The organism is Methylobacterium variabile (genome assembly GCF_001043975.1).
GTDB classification, from domain to species: domain Bacteria; phylum Pseudomonadota; class Alphaproteobacteria; order Rhizobiales; family Beijerinckiaceae; genus Methylobacterium; species Methylobacterium variabile.
This window is the reverse complement of record NZ_LABY01000011.1, coordinates 37,598-52,920: the sequence shown is the minus strand read 5'-3', so window position 1 is coordinate 52,920 and position 15,323 is coordinate 37,598. Positions and strand designations below refer to the sequence as shown.

Genomic DNA, 15,323 nt, shown 5'->3' with positions numbered 1-15,323 from the left:
GGGATCGCGGCCGGGGTGGTGGCTGGCCTGGCGGCGGGGCCGGCGCTGGCCGCCGAGTGCGGGGCGCTCGCCAGCCTCAAGATCGAGGCGGTGAACCTCCACTCCGCCGCCGAGGTGCCGCCCTCCGGCGATCTGCCGGCCTATTGCCGGGTGCTCGGCACCGTGCGGCCGGCGATCAGCTTCGAGGTGCGGCTACCGCTCCAGAACTGGAACGGCAAGTACTACGGCACCGGCTGCGGCGGCTTCTGCGGCACCCTCGACTCGGACCGGCCGGGCTTCACCAACGCGATGAATCACGGCCTGCGCCGGGGCTACGCCGCCTCGACGATGGATTCGGGCCACTGGGGTACCGGCTCGGTCGACGGTCGCTGGGCCGCCGGCGACCTCGTCGCCCGGATGGATTGGGGCCAGCGCGCGGTGACCGAGACCGCCCGGGCCGCCAAGGTGCTGGTGCGGGCCTTCTACGGCCGGCCGCAGGCGAAGGCCTACTTCGCCGGCTGCTCCACCGGCGGCCGCATGGCCGCCATGGAGGCGCTGAAGTACCCGAAGGACTTCGACGGGATCATCAGCGGCGCGCCCGCCCTCGACTATACCGGCCTCGTCGCCACGACCTTCGCCTGGGTGACGAAGGCCAATGCCGGAGCGGACGGCAAGCCGATCCTGACCACGCCGCGGATCAAGCTCGTGGCTGACGCGGTGGCGGCGGCCTGCGGGGGCGAGGATCGCCGCCTCGGCCTCGTCGCCGACCCGCGGCAATGCGGCTTCAAGCCGGCCTCCCTGCGCTGCACCGGGGCTCCTGCCGCCGAGTGCCTGAGCGAGGCCGAGGTCGGGGTGCTGGAGAAGTGGTACGCGGGCCCGACGGATGCCGGCGGCCGGGCGCTCTACCCGGGCGGCATCCCCCTCGGCTCCGAGGCGCACTGGCCGCGCTGGCTCACCGGCCTCGGCAACGCCCCGGCGATCCTGCCGCTCTTCGCCGGCGATTTCCTGCGCTACATGGCGTTCTGGCCCTCGCCCGGGTCGGCCTACCGGGTGACGGATTTCGACTTCTCCGCCGATCCGGGCCGGATGGCGCTGCAGGCTCAAACCTACAACGCCGCCACCTACGATCCGGCGGCCGGAACGGTGCGCCCCGCCGCCGACCTCGCGCCGTTCCGCGACGCCGGCGGCAAGCTCCTGATCTATCACGGCTGGGGTGATCCCCTGGTCACGCCGTTCATGACCGTCGCCTTCTACGAGGCGCTGGCGAAAGGGGCCGGAGGCCTCGATCCCCTGCGGGACACCGCGCGCCTGTTCATGGTGCCGGGCATGGACCATTGCGGCATCGGCACCGACGGTCCGGGCATCAGCGACACCGGCATCGATCCGCTGACGGCGCTGGAGCGCTGGGTCGAGGCCGGCGAGGCGCCGCGCGAGCTCGTGGCGACGAAGCGCGACGCCGGCGGGGCGGTGCTCTGGTCGCGGCCGGTCTGCGCCTACCCGCAGGTCGCCCGCGCGAGTGCCGACGGGACCGGCCTCACCTGCGCGGCGCCGTGACGAAGCGGCGCGAGGTCGGCCGACCCCGCGCCGCTACGCGTCCGGGACCGAGCGGCGGCCCTGGCTGTGGAGGCGCCGCTCGCGCGCCCCGCGCTCGGCGGCATCGGTGAGATGGGTGATGAGGGCGCCGGCGGTGCCGAGGGGGATCAGCAGGAAGATCGTGTCGCCGTCCGGCCCGTTCAGTTCGGCCGCCAGTGTATCGCCGCCGTCGATGGTGCTGACGGACGTGATGCTGGCGATCGAGAGAACCCGGGGTCGTGCGTCGTTGGTCATGCCTGCCACTCCTGCGGCACAGATGCCACGAAAGCGGCCGGGGGCAACTACTAACAGGGCGCACCCGAGAACAAGTCCGCCCGCCGGGGAGAGGCAGACGGCTTAGGCCGGTCGGCCGGCCGGGGATGGCGGGTGCGATCCGTCGCATTCGAGTGAACGGCTGAACCAATCGTTTCGGCGGTCGGGCGAGAACGGGCCTTCGAGGGCGGAGGCGCGTCGTGTCGTTCAGGAATCGACTCCGGTTCGAGCACCAGCTCGCCGCCCTGGTCGGCCTGCTCTGCCTCGCCCTGGTCGGGGCGACGGTGGGCGGGGCGGTGTGGCTCGAGCGGCAGAGCGCCCTTCAGCTGGCCGAGGCACGGCTCGTGCGCCTCGCCGCCGGCATGGCGGAGACCCTCGACGCGACCCTCAGCGAGCGCTTCCGCGAGATCCAGGTCGTCGCCGGCCTCGCGCCCCTGCGCGAGCACTGGATCGGTGATCCGTCGGTCACCCGCAGCGTCCTCGCCGCCATGCGGACGACGGCGCCGGACTACGCCTGGCTCGGCTTCGTCGCGCCGGACGGGCGGGTGAGGGTCGCCACCGACGGGATGCTCGAAGGCGTGGCGGTGTCCGGGCGGACCTGGTTCGAGACCGGGCTGGTGCGGCCCAATGTCGGCGACGTGCACGAGGCGCTGCTGCTGAACCGCCTCCTCGCCCATGGCGGCGCCGACCCGCTGCGCCTCATCGACCTCGCGGCGCCGGTGCGCGACGCCTCCGGCGGCGTCATCGGGGTTCTCGCCGGGCACCTGAGCTGGGACTGGGCCGCCCGCGTCCGCCGCCGGTTCCTCGACGAGGGACTGCCCGGCACCGACCTGTGGGTTCTCGACCGGCGCGGGCGGGTGATCCTCGGGCCGCATCTCGGCACCACGCCGTTCGGGCCGGCCCGGATCGGCGCCATGGTCGAGCAGGCGAGCGGCAGCTTCGCGGCCGCGATCGGAGGCGAGGCGCGGCTGGCGGGCTTCGCCTCGGCGGCGAAGGGCGGGCGGACCGACATCGCGGCGGGCGACCCCGGCCTCGGCTGGTTCGTGGTCGCGACCCGCTCGGAAGCGGCGGCCCTCGCTCCGGTTCAGCGCCCGGTTCAGGCGCTGATCGGCCTCGGTGGCACCGTGGCGCTGATCGGCATCGCCCTGGCCTGGTGCCTCGGTCGCCGCGCCGCGGCCCCGCTCCGGCGGATGACCGTTGCGGCGGACCGGATTGGCCGCGATGCCGAGGCCACCACGCTGCCGCGCCTCGACGGAGCCCTGGAGTTCGTGGCGCTCTCCGCGGCCCTGCGCTCGCTCCTGCGGCGCATCGGCACCGTCGAGCGGGAGCTTAGCGTTGCCGCCGCCCACTCGACCCGGGTCGCGGACTTCTACCGGCGCCAGATCGAGGATCTGCGCCAGGTCGCCGGCACCGACGCGCTCACCGGGCTCCTCAACCGGCGCGGCTTCGTGGGGCCGGCCGAGAACGCCTTCGCGCAGGCCCGGAGCGGCCGGTGCGGGGTCGCCGTGCTGGTCGCGGACATCGACCACTTCAAGCACGTCAACGACCAGCACGGCCACGATGCCGGCGATGCCGTGATCCGCCACGTCGGCGCCCTCCTGGCGGACGCGGTGAGGAGTTCCGACATCGTGGCCCGCTTCGGCGGCGAGGAGTTCGTGGTGCTGCTCGTCGGCCTCGGCGCGGCCGATGCGGCGCTCATTGCCGAGCGTCTCTGCGCCACGGTGCAGGCGGCGAGCATCGCCTGTGGCGGCCGCGCCATCACGGTCACGATCAGCATCGGGGTCGCGGCGGTCTCCCCGCGCGACCCGGACATCCAGGCGGCAATCGCCCGTGCCGACGCGGCCCTCTACGAGGCAAAGGCCCGGGGCCGCGACCGGGTCAGCCTCGCCGCGGCGATCGACGAGGTCGAGCGGGCGGCGTGAGGCCCGGGCTCATCCATGATCCAGGCGCACGGTCCGGCGCACGACGCCGAAGGCCGAGGTCAGGCTGCCATGGGTCACGAGGGCAGCCGGCCGCGCATCCGCCAGGGCATGTAGCGCTCCGCTTCATGCGGAACCGAACCGCGCCAAGCTCCGTTTCTACACCATCAGAGTATCTGTGGCGTAGAGGAGATAACGATGCTGAAAGGTGGACTGTTGTGGCTGATCGGGATTCCGCTTCCGATCATCCTGATTTTATTCTTCTTGGGTTATCTGCACTGACCGGATCGGCAGAGACTGTCGGCCGCGGCGCCGGATCGGTGTGAAGGCAGGTGCTTCTCTGCCTTCACGCGGCCGGCGAGCGGCCGAAGGCATGTTCGACTTGATCGACAGGGGGCGGCGTCCATCGCGCGCACCGCGCGACCGCCACATCGTGCCCCGTCGCCATGTGGCGTCCCGGACCCTCCCCCCGGGCCGCTCCTCAGCAAGGCCGCTCTTGCGCGGCGCTGTCACAACTTGGCAGACAGGCGCGACGGACGGCCCACCCGACGCACGGGCGCAGGGCTGCCGAACGACGCGGGGAGGAGACGGACATGGCGCATAACGGCACGGCGCAGGAACTCGCCGGCAAGGTCGCCTGGGTGACGGGCGCGGGCAGCGGCATCGGCGAGGCGGCGGCCCTGGCCCTCGCGGGAGCGGGTGCCCGGGTGGTGCTCACCGGGCGCCGGGAGGAGCCGCTGCGGGCGGTGGCCGACCGGATCGCCGCCGCCGGCGGGCAGGCCGAGATCGAGACCGGAGACGTCACCGACGCGGCCCGCATCAAGGCCATCGTCGCCAAGATCGCTGAGCGCTTCGGCCGGCTCGATGTGCTGGTGAGCAACGCCGGCAGCAACGTGCGCGAGCGGCGCTGGGACGCCCTGGCGCCGGAGGGGGCCCAGGCGGTGATCGAGGCCAACCTGTCGAGCGCCTTCTACGCCTCGCTCGCGGTGCTCCCGCTCATGCGCGAGCAGGGCGACGGCGTGCTGATCCACACCGCCTCCTGGGCCGGGCGCTACGTGAGCCCGGTGAGCGGCCCGGCCTACACGGCGGCCAAGCACGCCGTCGTGGCGATGAGCCACAGCATCAACATGGAGGAATGCGTCAACGGCATCCGCTCGACGGTCCTGTGCCCGGCGGAAGTCGCGACCCCGATCCTCGACAAGCGCCCGGTGCCGGTGAGCGACGAGGACCGGGCCCGCATGCTCCAGCCCGACGACATGGCGGCGCTGATCCTGTTCGTCGCGACGCGACCCAGGCACGTCTGCCTGAACGAGGTGGTGATCAGCCCGACCTGGAACCGCGGCTACGTCCCGGATGCCCGCCTGGGGTCGCGACTGGGGGCATGATCTCCGCGTGACCTCCGTTGTTGGAGGCTGCCGGCGCCTCACGCGCCGGCAGACGGGGCATGGGCCTCGGCCTGCCGCTGCAGCTCGCTCCGGTGGAGTCGGCTGAGCAGCATGAGCATGCGGCCCGGGAGAGCCGTGTCCTCGGCGGTGAGCGGCGCCGTCCAGCGCCAAGTGGTCGAATCCCGGAGGGCGGGTGAGTCCTGCCCGGGAGCCTGAGCCTGCCCGGCGGATCCCTCCGGCCGAACCTGCTCGCGAACTCGGGTACGCATCGCACGATCCTTCAACGGCCGGCTTCTGGCGACCGGCGCCGCAATGAACGCCGATTCGCCGTCCCGGTTCCCACGGTGCCGTCCTGATGCCGCGTGGGCGTGACGGGGCGGTGACGGCGGCCGGCGCGGATGCTATTGGCGCCGGCATGCTCGAAGGCCTGCCGCCCCACCGCCCGACCCACGTGCTGCGTCTCGACACGGACGAGCGCGCGGCCCGCGCCATGACGGACCTGATCGGCGAGGTCTTCGACCCGACCGAGACCGCCGTCGCGGCCTTCGAGGCCGAGGACGGCCGGACCTGGCATCTCGAGGCCTACTTCTCCGAGGAGCCCGACGAGGAGGGGGTGCGCGAGCTGATCCGCCCGATCGTCGGCGACGCGGCCGACCGGGCGGTCTTCGTGGCCATCGGCCAGCAGGACTGGGTGCGCGCCTCCCTCGAGGGGCTCAAGCCCGTCCGCGCCGGGCGCATCCTGGTCCACGGCTCCCACGACCGCGGCCGGGTGCGGGCGAACGACCTGCCGATCGAGATCGAGGCGGCGCTGGCCTTCGGCACCGGCCACCACGGCACGACGCTCGGCTGCCTCCTCGCCCTCGTCGACGAGGTGAAGCGCCGCCGGCCGGCCCGCATCCTCGACGTCGGCACCGGAACCGGCATCCTGGGCCTCGCCGCCGCCCGGCTGCTGCACACCCGGGTGGTGGCCGGCGACCTCGACCCGGAGGCGGTGGCGACCGCCCGGACCAACGCGGCCTTCAACGGGCTCTCCAACCTGATGGCCTTCTACGAGGCGCCGGGGCTGCGCCACCCGCTCGTGCGCGCCAGCCGCGGGTACGGCCTCGTCTTCGCCAACATCCTGGCCCGGCCGCTCACGCGGCTGGCGCCGAGCCTCGCCCGCGCGGTGGCGACGGACGGCACCCTGGTGCTCTCGGGGCTGATCCCCCGCGACGTGCCGGGCGTGCTGGCCGCCTACGCGGGACAGGGCTTCCGCCTGCGCCGGCGCCGCCTGATCGAGGGCTGGGCGACCCTGGAGCTGCGCCGCGGCGGTGCCGCGCCCAGGCCGCGCTGAAGGCGCGAGCCTCTTCGTCGATCCGCCCCGAAGGCGCCGACCTCTGGCTCCGGCCGAGGAACAGCCCCGTCCCTGATCGGTTGTCGGAGCAACACCGACTACCGGTGGGGAGTATCTTCCTCCCGGCCGGGGGACGGTCCGTGCGCGCGGAGCCATTCCCGGTTCGTCCGCGGCACCAGCCCCGGAGACCGATCAGCGATGAAGGCCCTCGTCTGGCACGGCACTGCGGATATCCGCTGCGACACGGTTCCCGATCCGACAATCGAGGATGGGCGCGACGCGATCATCAAGGTGACCTCCTGCGCCATCTGCGGCTCCGACCTGCACCTCTACGACCACTTCATGCCCGGCATGAAGTCGGGCGACATCATGGGCCACGAGACCATGGGCGAGGTGGTCGAGGTCGGCCGGGACAACAAGGCGCTGAAGGTCGGCGACCGGATCGTGGTGCCGTTCACCATCATCTGCGGCCAGTGCGACCAGTGTAAGCGCGGCAACTTCTCGGTCTGCGAGCGCACGAACCGCAACAAGACGCTCGCCGACGCCGCCTTCGGCCACACCACCGCAGGCCTGTTCGGCTACACCCACCTCACCGGCGGCTATCCGGGCGGCCAGGCCGAGTACCTGCGGGTGCCCTTCGCCGACGCCACCCACATCAAGGTGCCGAAGGGCATCCCGGACGAGAAGCTGCTCTTCCTCTCCGACATCTTCCCGACCGGCTGGCAGGCGGCGGTGCAGTGCGACATCCAGCCGGAGGACACGGTGGCGATCTGGGGCTGCGGCCCGGTCGGCCAGATGGCGATCCGCTCGGCGATCCTGCTCGGAGCCAAGCGCGTCATTGCCATCGACCGGGTGCCCGAGCGCCTGACCATGGCCCGGGCCGGCGGCGCCGAGACGATCGACCTGAACGAGGAATCGAACGTCGTCGCCACGCTCAACGACATGACCAACGGCAAGGGCCCGGAGAAGTGCATCGACTCGGTCGGGATGGAGGCCCACGCCACCACCTCGCTGGATTCGCTCTATGACCGCGCCAAGCAGGCGGTGATGCTGGAGAGCGACCGGCCGCACGTGCTGCGCCAGATGATCATGGTCTGCCGTCCGGCCGGCGTCCTGTCGATCCCGGGCGTCTATGGCGGCCTGATCGACAAGGTCCCGTTCGGGGCGGCGATGAACAAGGGCCTGACCTTCCGGATGGGACAGACCCACGTCAACCGCTGGACCGACGACCTGCTGCGGCGGATCGAGGAAGGGCAGATCGATCCCTCCTTCGTCATCACCCACACGGTCGGGCTGGAGCAGGGGCCCGAGATGTACCGAACGTTCCGGGACAAGCAGGACGGCTGCATCAAAGTGATGATCCGGCCATGAGGCAGCCCACCATGACTCAACCCGCCATGACCCGCACCGTGAATCCCCGCGCACGCTCCGCCCACGACGCGCTTGCCCGGGGCCTCGGCTGGTTCTCGATCGGCCTCGGGCTGGCCGAGATCCTGGCGCCCCGCGCGCTCTGCCGGTCCCTCGGGCTCGAGGGCCGCGAGACGCTGGTCCAGGCCTACGGCGTCCGCGAGGTCGCGACCGGCGCCGCGATCCTGATGAGCCACGACCCCACGCCCTGGATCTGGGGCCGGGTCGCCGGCGACGCCGTCGACCTCGCCACCCTGGCGACCGGCTTCGAGGGCGACAACCCCCGCGCCGGCAACCTGGCCCTCGCCACGGCTGCGGTGGCCGGCGTCACCCTGGCCGACATCGTCTGCGCCCAGGGTCTGACGGCGGACAAGCGCCCCGCGCCGTCGGGGCGCTTCGAGTACCACAACCGCAGCGGTTTCCCCCGCGGTCTCGCCGCGGCTCACGGCGCCGCCCGGGACTTCGCGGTTCCTCGGGACTTCCGCATCCCGGGCCCGCTGCGGCCCTGGCGTGACGGTCGTCCCGCCGCATGAGGCCACGAGACAGGGCCACTCCCGGGCGGCCCTGTCTCACTGAAGGTTAGCCGGACCGGCGGCCTCGACACCTGGGAGCGCGAGAGCTCCGCACGCGCGAGAACAGCGACCGATCGCCGGGCGATCGGTCGCTGTTCTGTCGAGCGGGGCCGCGCGGGGAGCGCTTACTCCTTGTCGCCGCGGTGGATGCCCTTCTCGCGGTTCTCCTTCAGGCGGCCGTCGTCCGAATGCTGCACGGTGCCCTGGTTCGGCGTGTCGGGATTCTTGTGATTGTGGCGCGTGTGATCAGTATCGTTCGACTGAGACTGCTGCTTCTTGTCCGCCATCTCTGGTATATCCCTTGATCTGCGGCGTGCCGCGGTGAGTGTTCGAACAACAAATGATGGGAGATCGGGTTCCTGATCGAATCGGGAGACTGATCGCTTCGGTCTGCGGCATTCCGCCGGTGCCTGCTCGACGTCGCAGGGGACTGGAAAGATCTCGGCGTCGAGCCAGGGCAGGGGCGGATGTGCCGTCCAGACACCACCCCTTGCGGCGCGATGGGTCGCGCACCGATCCCCACCGGTTCATGGGGCCTGCCCGATGACGGTCCGGTTCACTCCGGGCCGGCACGCGGCGCTAAAGGCCAGAGGTCGGTCCGGCGCCGAACGTCGCGTCGGATCCTCCAACCCGGGATGTTGACGGACCAGCATGGCTATGCCTATCAAATATAGCATAAGCTATAATGATGAGACGAAACCATGCTCTCCCCACACGCCCGGCCTCTCCCCGCTGTTGCCGGCCTGGTTCTGGCCTTCCTCGCCGCGGTGCACGGCACGTCCGCGGCGCACGCGCAGAGCCTGCCCACCGCCGCCGAGAACCTAACGCCCGGCGACCTCGACAGCGAGCACCTGTTCGGCTTCACGGAGGGGAGCGATCTCGGCGTACCGGGGGAGGCGGAGCTCGAGTGGGAGACGACTGGGCGTCTCGGCAAGCGCGTCGGCCGCTTCCTGGCGGTGGATAGCGGCCTTGCGCTGAAGGTGCCGCTGACGAACGACTTCCGCCTCGCGCCGGGCGTCACCTTCAATGCCTACGACATCGGCGTCCCCGGCAGCCCGGTCCGGACCGCGGGGGGCGTCAACGGCGGCTTCCTCGAGACCCGACTGCGCCTGCTGGACCGCCGGGCCGCTCCGTTCGGCCTGACGCTCAGCATCGTACCGGGCTACGGGACCGTCGACGGGGGATCGGGCGCGCCCGCGCGCAGCTTCGCCACGGAGGTGGGCCTGCTGGCCGACCGCGAGCTGATCCCCGGCAAGCTGGTCGCGGCGGTCAACCTGGGCTTCGCGTTCTCCTCGACGCGGCTCGGCATCCCGGAGGAGCGCGTGCTCGGATCGGGGATCGAGGCGGCGGCTGCGCTGGCCTACCAGGTCCGGCCCGGCCTCTTCGTCGGCGGCGAGGCGCGGTATGCCCGTTCCTACGAGGGCCTGGCGCTCGACCGGCTCGCCGGGGAGGCCGCCTATCTCGGGCCCACGCTCTACACCACCCTGTCGCCGCAGGCCTGGGCGTCGATCACCTGGAGCTTCCAGGTCGCCGGGCGGGCGGTGGGCGAGCCGGGGCCCCTCGACCTGTCGAGCTTCGACCGTCACCAGATGCGGCTGCGTGTCGGCTACAATTTCTGATGCGGGATCCGGCCGTCCCGGTTCGAAGGCGGCGCCGGGCAGGTCCCGCCTCCCGGCACCGGCACCCCGGTCGCCATTCGGCACGAGGCTGCTTCTTTCGGCGTGGCGGCGCGGGTTCCCCAGGATTAGGCTCAGTCGACTTGGTTTAGGCTCAGTCGACCTGCGCCGCCCTCGCCACGAGAGTCCCTCATGCATCCCGCCACCGTCCCGGACGTGACCTTCCACACCCGCGTCAGGAACGAGGCCCTGGGCGGGCCCAACCCGTTCGAGTGGAAGGACCTGACCTCGGCCGAGGTCTTCGGCGGCCGCAACATCGTCCTGTTCGCGGTGCCGGGCGCCTTCACGCCCGCCTGCTCGGACGACCACCTGCCGGGCTACGAGCAGCACGCCGGCGACTTCGCGGCCCTCGGCATCGATCAGGTTGTCTGCCTGTCGGTGAACGACGCCTTCGTGATGTACCAGTGGGCCCGGAGCAAGGGCGTCGAGAAGGTGTTCATGCTGCCGGACGGCAACGGCGACTTCACGCGCCAGATGGGCATGCTGGTCAAGCGCGGTCGGCAGGGGATGGGCATGCGCAGCTGGCGCTACGCGATGCACGTCGAGGATGGCGCGATCGCCAAGATGTTCGTCGAGCCGGGTTTTCGCGACGACCCGCCCGGGGTCGGCCTCAAGGTCTCGGATGCCGGGACCATGCTCGACTACCTCAGGGCGCGGTAGGGCGCTGCCGCCCGGCCGCTGCCAGCACGATGCGGGCGGCGCTGCGGCTCGGATCGTCCCCGTCGGGCAGCCGCATGGTGGCATCGAGGCGGGCGAGCGCCGCTTCCTGCGCCGCCCGGGCCGGGCCCTCGGGCAGGAGGGGGGCCAGGGCGTCCGCCAGGCGCTCCGGGGTGCACTCGGCCTGGATCAGCTCGGGAATCGCGTTCTCTCCGAGGATCAGGTTCGGCAGCACGATCGTCGGCACCTGGATCAGGCGGCGCACGATCACCTCCTCGATCTTCGGCACCTGATAGGCCACCACCATCGGCACGCCGGCGAGCGCCAGCTCCAGCGTCACGGTGCCGGAGGCGGCAAGCGCCGCCCGGGCCCGTCGGAAGGTCGCGAGCTTGGCGGCCTCGCCGTCGATCAGGCGCGGGCGCACCGGCCAGGAGCCTGCGAGGCGCTCGATCAGGGCGCGGTGGCGCGCCACCGCCGGCAGCTCGACCGTGAAGGCCTGACCCCGGTCCCGCACCCGCGCCAGCGCGGCGCCGAAGATCGGCATCAGCCGCTCGATCTCCGAGCGCCGCGAGCCCGGCAGCACCGCGAGGACCGGGACCGCGGCCTGCCGGTCCCGGTCCTCCGCCGGCCCGGGCCGCAGCTCGGGCAGGCGCTCGATCAGCGGGTGCCCGACATAGGTGCAGGTCGGCCCGCCGAGGCGCCGATGCGCGTCCGGCTCGAACGGCAGCAGGGCGAGCACGTGATCGATGTAGCCCCGCATGGTCTTTGCCCGCCACGGGCGCCAGGCCCAGACGCTCGGGCTGACATAGTCGACCACCGGCAGGCCGGGCAGTTTGCGGCGCACCCGGCTCGCCACCGCGTGGGTGAAGCCCGGGCTGTCGATGATGACGAGCACGTCGGGCCGGGCCGCCACGCAGGCCTGCACGGTCTGGCGGATGCGCCGCATCAGCAGCCGCAGGCGCGCCGCCACCGCGAGGTAGCCGATCACCGCCACGTCCTCGAGGGGAAACAGCGAGGCCATTCCCTCCGCCGCCATGGCGTCGCCGCCGACGCCGGCGAGCGCCAGGGGCTCGGGCGAGAGGGCGCGCAGGGACCGGATCAGCTTGGCGCCGAGCTGGTCGCCGGATTCCTCGCCGGCCACCAGCCAGATCGTGAGGGGGCGGTCATTCCCGGACGGGTCGTTCATCGGGCCGGCTCCGGGTCGGGTGTCAGGCCGAGGAGGAAGAGGCCGAGGCGGTCGGCGAGGGACACGGTTTCCGGCCGGTCGAGCACCAGGGTGTCGCCGGCCCCGACCGCGATGCCGATGCAGCCCGCCTCGGCCGCGCGCCTGACCGTGCGCGGGCCGATCGCCGGCAGGTCGACCCGCAGGTCCTGGCCGTCCTTCGCGCGCTTCACCAGCACCATCCCGGCGGGCGGGCGCCCGAGGCCGAGGGGGCGGCGGGCGAGGCTCCGGGCCCGGGCCAGCATCCGGTCGGTGCCCTCCGGGCCCTCGACCGCCAGCACCCGCCGGCCCGCCACCACGGCGGCCTGTCCGACGTCGTGCGGCGAGAGGCTGGCGAGCAGCGCCCGGCCGGCCTCGACCGAGGCCTCCGCCGGCTCGTCCGGCCCGAGGGTGCCGAGGCGGCCGGCCGGCGCCATCAGGCCGGGAGCGAGGTCGCGCACGCCGAGCACCTGCAGGCCGTGCTCCTCCAGGAGGGCGAGGACGCCGCGCAGCAGGTGGTCGTCCCCGCCCGAGGCGAGGGAGCGCAGGGCGTCGCGGTTGCGATAGGCGGCGAGCGTGTTGAGGAGGGCGGCCGGGCTCGGCCGCGCCACCGCGCCGGCCAGCGTCACGCCGGCGGGAGCCCAGGCGCACAGGGTGTCGAGGGCGCCGCGCACGTCGAGGAGGTCGACCGTGGCGTCGGCGCGCCGCCGGGTCGCCGGATCGGCGAAGCCCCGGATCGCGAGCACGCGGCACGACCGCCCGGCCCTCTCGAGGGCGGCGGCGATGAGGAGCGGCAGCCGGCCGGCCCCGGCCACGATCGCGACCGGGCCCGCCGGCGCCGGCGCGGCCGTCGGTGCAGCAGAGTCTGCCGCCATGGCGGCCATCAGGCGGCGCCCGGCGCCTCGCGGGGCGTGCAGACCGAGCGCTTGCCGCCCTCGCGGATGAAGGCCAGGATCTCCTGCACGATCGGGTGCTGGTCGAACTCCGCCGCCACGTCCTCGACCCGCTCCATCAGGGTGCCTTCCAGCGCGAAGAGCAGGCGGTAGGCGCGGCGCAGCGCGTGGATGTCCTCGCGGGAGAAGCCCCTGCGCTGCAGGCCGATGATGTTGAGCCCCGACAGGTAGGCGCGGTTGCCGACCGCCATGCCGTAGGGGATCAGGTCGTTCTCGAGGCCCGAGAGGCCGCCCACGAAGGAGTGCGGGCCGACCCGGGCGAACTGGATCACCGCGGCGCCGCCGCCGAGGATCGCGTAGTCGCCGACCTGGCAGTGCCCGGCCAGCATCACGTTGTTGGAGAACACGACGTGGTTGCCGACCCGGCAATCGTGGCCGACATGGCTGTTGGCCAGGAAGGCGCAGGAATCGCCCACCACCGTGGCGAGGCCGCCCCCGGCGGTGCCGGGGTTCATGGTCACGCCCTCGCGAATCTGACAATCGGCGCCGATCGTCAGTGTCGAGTCCTCGCCGCGGTACTTCAGGTCCTGCGGCGGGTGGCCGATCGACGCGAAGGGATAGATTCGGGTGCGCGGGCCGATCGTGGTGCGGCCCGCCACCGCGACGTGGCTCAGGAGCCGCACGCCATCGCCGAGCACGGCCTGCGGCCCGACGTGGCAGAACGGGCCGATCTCGACGCCGGCGCCGAGCACCGCACCGTCCTCGACCACCGCGCTCGGGTGGATGCGGGTCTCGCGTGCGTCGGTCATTCGGTCACCAGCATCGCGCCGATCTCGGCCTCGGCCACGAGGGTGCCGTTCACCTTGGCCTCGCCCTTGAACCACCACATGAAGCGGCGGTTGCTGGTCTTGCGCATGTGGTACTCGACGACGTCGCCGGGCACGACGGGCTTGCGGAACTTCGCCTTGTCGATGGTCATGAAGAAGACCTTGCTCGGCTTGGCGTCGCCCTTGAGCTTGTGGGCGCAGCAGATCGCGCCAGCGGTCTGAGCCATGCCCTCGATCAGCAGCACGCCTGGGAAGACCGGGGCGGCCGGGAAGTGGCCGGTGAAGTGCGGCTCGTTGATCGTGACGTTCTTGATGCCGATGCAGCTCTCGTCCCGGTCGATCTGCACGATCTTGTCGATCATCAGGAAGGGATAGCGGTGGGGCAGGAGCTCCATCACCCGCAGGATGTCGGCCGTACCCAGCTCGGCAGGCATCTCGGTCATGGTGTCAGGCTCCCTCATGGCTGCCCCGGATACGCCCCGGTCGTCGGTGCGCCGTCTTTGGCGAGAAGCGGCGCGGATGCAAGCCCATTGCGGCAGGAGCGCGGCGGCGCGCTCCCCGCGCCGCGGCCTCAGTCCTCACCGGTCTCGTCGCGGCCGCGGGCCGCGAGGTTCTTGAGCGTCGTCATCTCGCGGAACCACTCGCGCACGGGCTTGGCCGGGGTGCCGCCCCAGCGGGCGCCCGCCGGCACGTCCTTGTTGATGTTGCTCGAGCCCGCGACCTGGGCGCCCATGCCGATGCGCAGGTGGCCGACCACGCCGACCTGGCCGCCGAGCACGACGTAATCCTCGAGGGTGGTCGAGCCCGAGATGCCGACCTGGGCGACGATCACGCAGTGACGGCCGATGACGACGTTGTGGGCGATCTGGACGAGGTTGTCGATCTTGGTGCCCTCGCCCACCACCGTGTCGCGGCTGGCGCCCCGGTCGATCGTGGTGTTGGCGCCGATCTCGACGTCGTCCTGGATGATGACGCGGCCGACCTGCGGCACCTTGAGGTGGCCGCCCGGTCCCATGGCGAAGCCGAAGCCGTCCTGGCCGATGCGGGCGCCGCCATGCACGATCACCCGGTTGCCCAGGAAGGCGTGCAGCACCGAGGCGCCCGGCCCGACGGCGCAGCCCCGCCCGATCCGCACTGCGGGTCCGATGACGCAGCCCGCCGCCAGCACCGTCTCGGCGCCGATCTCGGCCTCGGGGCCGATCACCGCCCCCGGATCGACCACGACGCCGGGCTCGAGCCGGGCGGTCGGGTGGACGAAGGAGCCCGGGGAGATGCCGGTTGCGCCAAACAGCGAGGTCGGCCGGGCGGCGCTGGGGAAGAGGCGGGCCAGCACCTTCGCGAAGCCCCGGTAGGCCTGCGGCGTCACCAGGGCGACGGTGCCGGCGGGCACCCGGGCGGCGAAGCGCGGCGTGACCAGGCAGGCGCGGGCCCGCGTCCGGCTCAGGGCCTCGGCGTACTTGGCGTTGTCCATGTAGGCGAGGTCGTCCGGCCCGGCGCTCTCGAGGGGGGCCGCCGCGCGGATCACCGCCTCGCCGTCGGCCTCCGGCGGCAGGGCCGCGCCGGAGAGCGCCGCGACCTCGCGTAAGCAGACGGGGCCCGCGAGGGGAAAGAAGACCGGTTCCGACATCA

15 protein-coding genes are annotated in these 15,323 nt (G+C 72.5%); 8 read left to right on the top strand and 7 right to left on the bottom strand.

Annotation, left to right across the window (positions count from 1 at the left end; translation table 11 throughout):
• Positions 1 to 1,533, top strand: a 1,533-nt coding sequence (locus VQ02_RS01815) for a tannase/feruloyl esterase family alpha/beta hydrolase (RefSeq protein ID WP_157080455.1), incomplete at its 5' end; no start/stop codon positions are given.
• A gap of 33 nt (positions 1,534 to 1,566) precedes the next feature.
• Here VQ02_RS01815 and VQ02_RS01810 read toward each other — a convergent pair.
• The gene (locus tag VQ02_RS01810) at positions 1,567 to 1,806 is read right to left on the bottom strand and encodes a hypothetical protein (RefSeq protein ID WP_048442438.1); all 240 of its coding nucleotides are present in this window, start codon (positions 1,804 to 1,806) and stop codon (positions 1,567 to 1,569) included.
• Positions 1,807 to 2,024: 218 nt separating this feature from the next.
• Between VQ02_RS01810 and VQ02_RS01805 the strand changes: the two genes are divergently transcribed.
• The 5 genes from VQ02_RS01805 (at position 2,025) to VQ02_RS01780 (ending at position 8,401) form a co-directional block, all read left to right on the top strand.
• On the top strand, positions 2,025 to 3,746 hold the full coding sequence (locus tag VQ02_RS01805) for a sensor domain-containing diguanylate cyclase (RefSeq protein ID WP_048442437.1): 1,722 nt from the start codon (positions 2,025 to 2,027) through the stop codon (positions 3,744 to 3,746).
• A 590-nt stretch (positions 3,747 to 4,336) separates the two neighbouring features.
• A complete protein-coding gene (locus VQ02_RS01800) occupies positions 4,337 to 5,128 on the top strand; it encodes an SDR family oxidoreductase (protein ID WP_048442436.1) in 792 nt (263 codons plus the stop codon).
• 415 nt (positions 5,129 to 5,543) lie between these two features.
• Positions 5,544 to 6,461, top strand: a complete 918-nt coding sequence (locus VQ02_RS01790; protein ID WP_048442434.1) for a 50S ribosomal protein L11 methyltransferase — start codon at positions 5,544 to 5,546, stop codon at positions 6,459 to 6,461.
• A 198-nt stretch (positions 6,462 to 6,659) separates the two neighbouring features.
• Entirely contained in the window at positions 6,660 to 7,832 is a 1,173-nt protein-coding gene (locus tag VQ02_RS01785; protein ID WP_048442433.1) for a zinc-dependent alcohol dehydrogenase, read from the top strand.
• Positions 7,829 to 8,401, top strand: coding sequence for a cyclase dehydrase (locus VQ02_RS01780; protein WP_245239591.1), 573 nt, complete (start codon positions 7,829 to 7,831; stop codon positions 8,399 to 8,401). The genes VQ02_RS01785 and VQ02_RS01780 overlap by 4 nt, the downstream gene beginning before the upstream one ends.
• 164 nt (positions 8,402 to 8,565) lie before the next feature.
• Here the strand turns inward: VQ02_RS01780 and VQ02_RS36655 are convergent, their stop codons facing one another.
• On the bottom strand, positions 8,566 to 8,727 hold the full coding sequence (locus tag VQ02_RS36655) for a hypothetical protein (protein ID WP_157080454.1): 162 nt from the start codon (positions 8,725 to 8,727) through the stop codon (positions 8,566 to 8,568).
• A gap of 414 nt (positions 8,728 to 9,141) precedes the next feature.
• On the opposite strand from VQ02_RS36655, the gene VQ02_RS01775 reads away from it, so the two are divergent.
• Both VQ02_RS01775 and VQ02_RS01770 read left to right on the top strand, forming a co-directional pair.
• Complete coding sequence (locus VQ02_RS01775; protein WP_053080137.1) at positions 9,142 to 10,059, top strand: hypothetical protein; 918 nt, start codon at positions 9,142 to 9,144, stop codon at positions 10,057 to 10,059.
• Positions 10,060 to 10,248: 189 nt separating this feature from the next.
• Positions 10,249 to 10,776 carry a peroxiredoxin gene (locus VQ02_RS01770; protein WP_048442431.1) on the top strand — a complete coding sequence of 176 codons (528 nt, stop codon included), beginning with the start codon at positions 10,249 to 10,251 and terminating at the stop codon, positions 10,774 to 10,776.
• On the opposite strand, the gene lpxB is transcribed toward VQ02_RS01770, so the two are convergent.
• The 5 genes from lpxB to lpxD form a co-directional block, all read right to left on the bottom strand.
• Positions 10,763 to 11,959, bottom strand: a complete 1,197-nt coding sequence (lpxB, locus tag VQ02_RS01765) for a lipid-A-disaccharide synthase (protein WP_048442430.1) — start codon at positions 11,957 to 11,959, stop codon at positions 10,763 to 10,765. The two genes, VQ02_RS01770 and lpxB, sit on opposite strands and share 14 nt — an antisense overlap.
• Positions 11,956 to 12,849, bottom strand: coding sequence for an LpxI family protein (locus VQ02_RS01760; RefSeq protein ID WP_048442444.1), 894 nt, complete (start codon positions 12,847 to 12,849; stop codon positions 11,956 to 11,958). The genes lpxB and VQ02_RS01760 overlap by 4 nt, the downstream gene beginning before the upstream one ends.
• Positions 12,850 to 12,857: 8 nt before the next feature.
• On the bottom strand, positions 12,858 to 13,676 hold the full coding sequence (gene lpxA / locus VQ02_RS01755) for an acyl-ACP--UDP-N-acetylglucosamine O-acyltransferase (protein WP_048442429.1): 819 nt from the start codon (positions 13,674 to 13,676) through the stop codon (positions 12,858 to 12,860).
• A complete protein-coding gene (gene fabZ / locus VQ02_RS01750; RefSeq protein ID WP_425339871.1) occupies positions 13,673 to 14,128 on the bottom strand; it encodes a 3-hydroxyacyl-ACP dehydratase FabZ in 456 nt (151 codons plus the stop codon). The genes lpxA and fabZ overlap by 4 nt, the downstream gene beginning before the upstream one ends.
• 137 nt (positions 14,129 to 14,265) lie before the next feature.
• The gene (gene lpxD / locus VQ02_RS01745; protein WP_048442427.1) at positions 14,266 to 15,321 is read right to left on the bottom strand and encodes a UDP-3-O-(3-hydroxymyristoyl)glucosamine N-acyltransferase; all 1,056 of its coding nucleotides are present in this window, start codon (positions 15,319 to 15,321) and stop codon (positions 14,266 to 14,268) included.
• Positions 15,322 to 15,323: the final 2 nt, after the last annotated feature.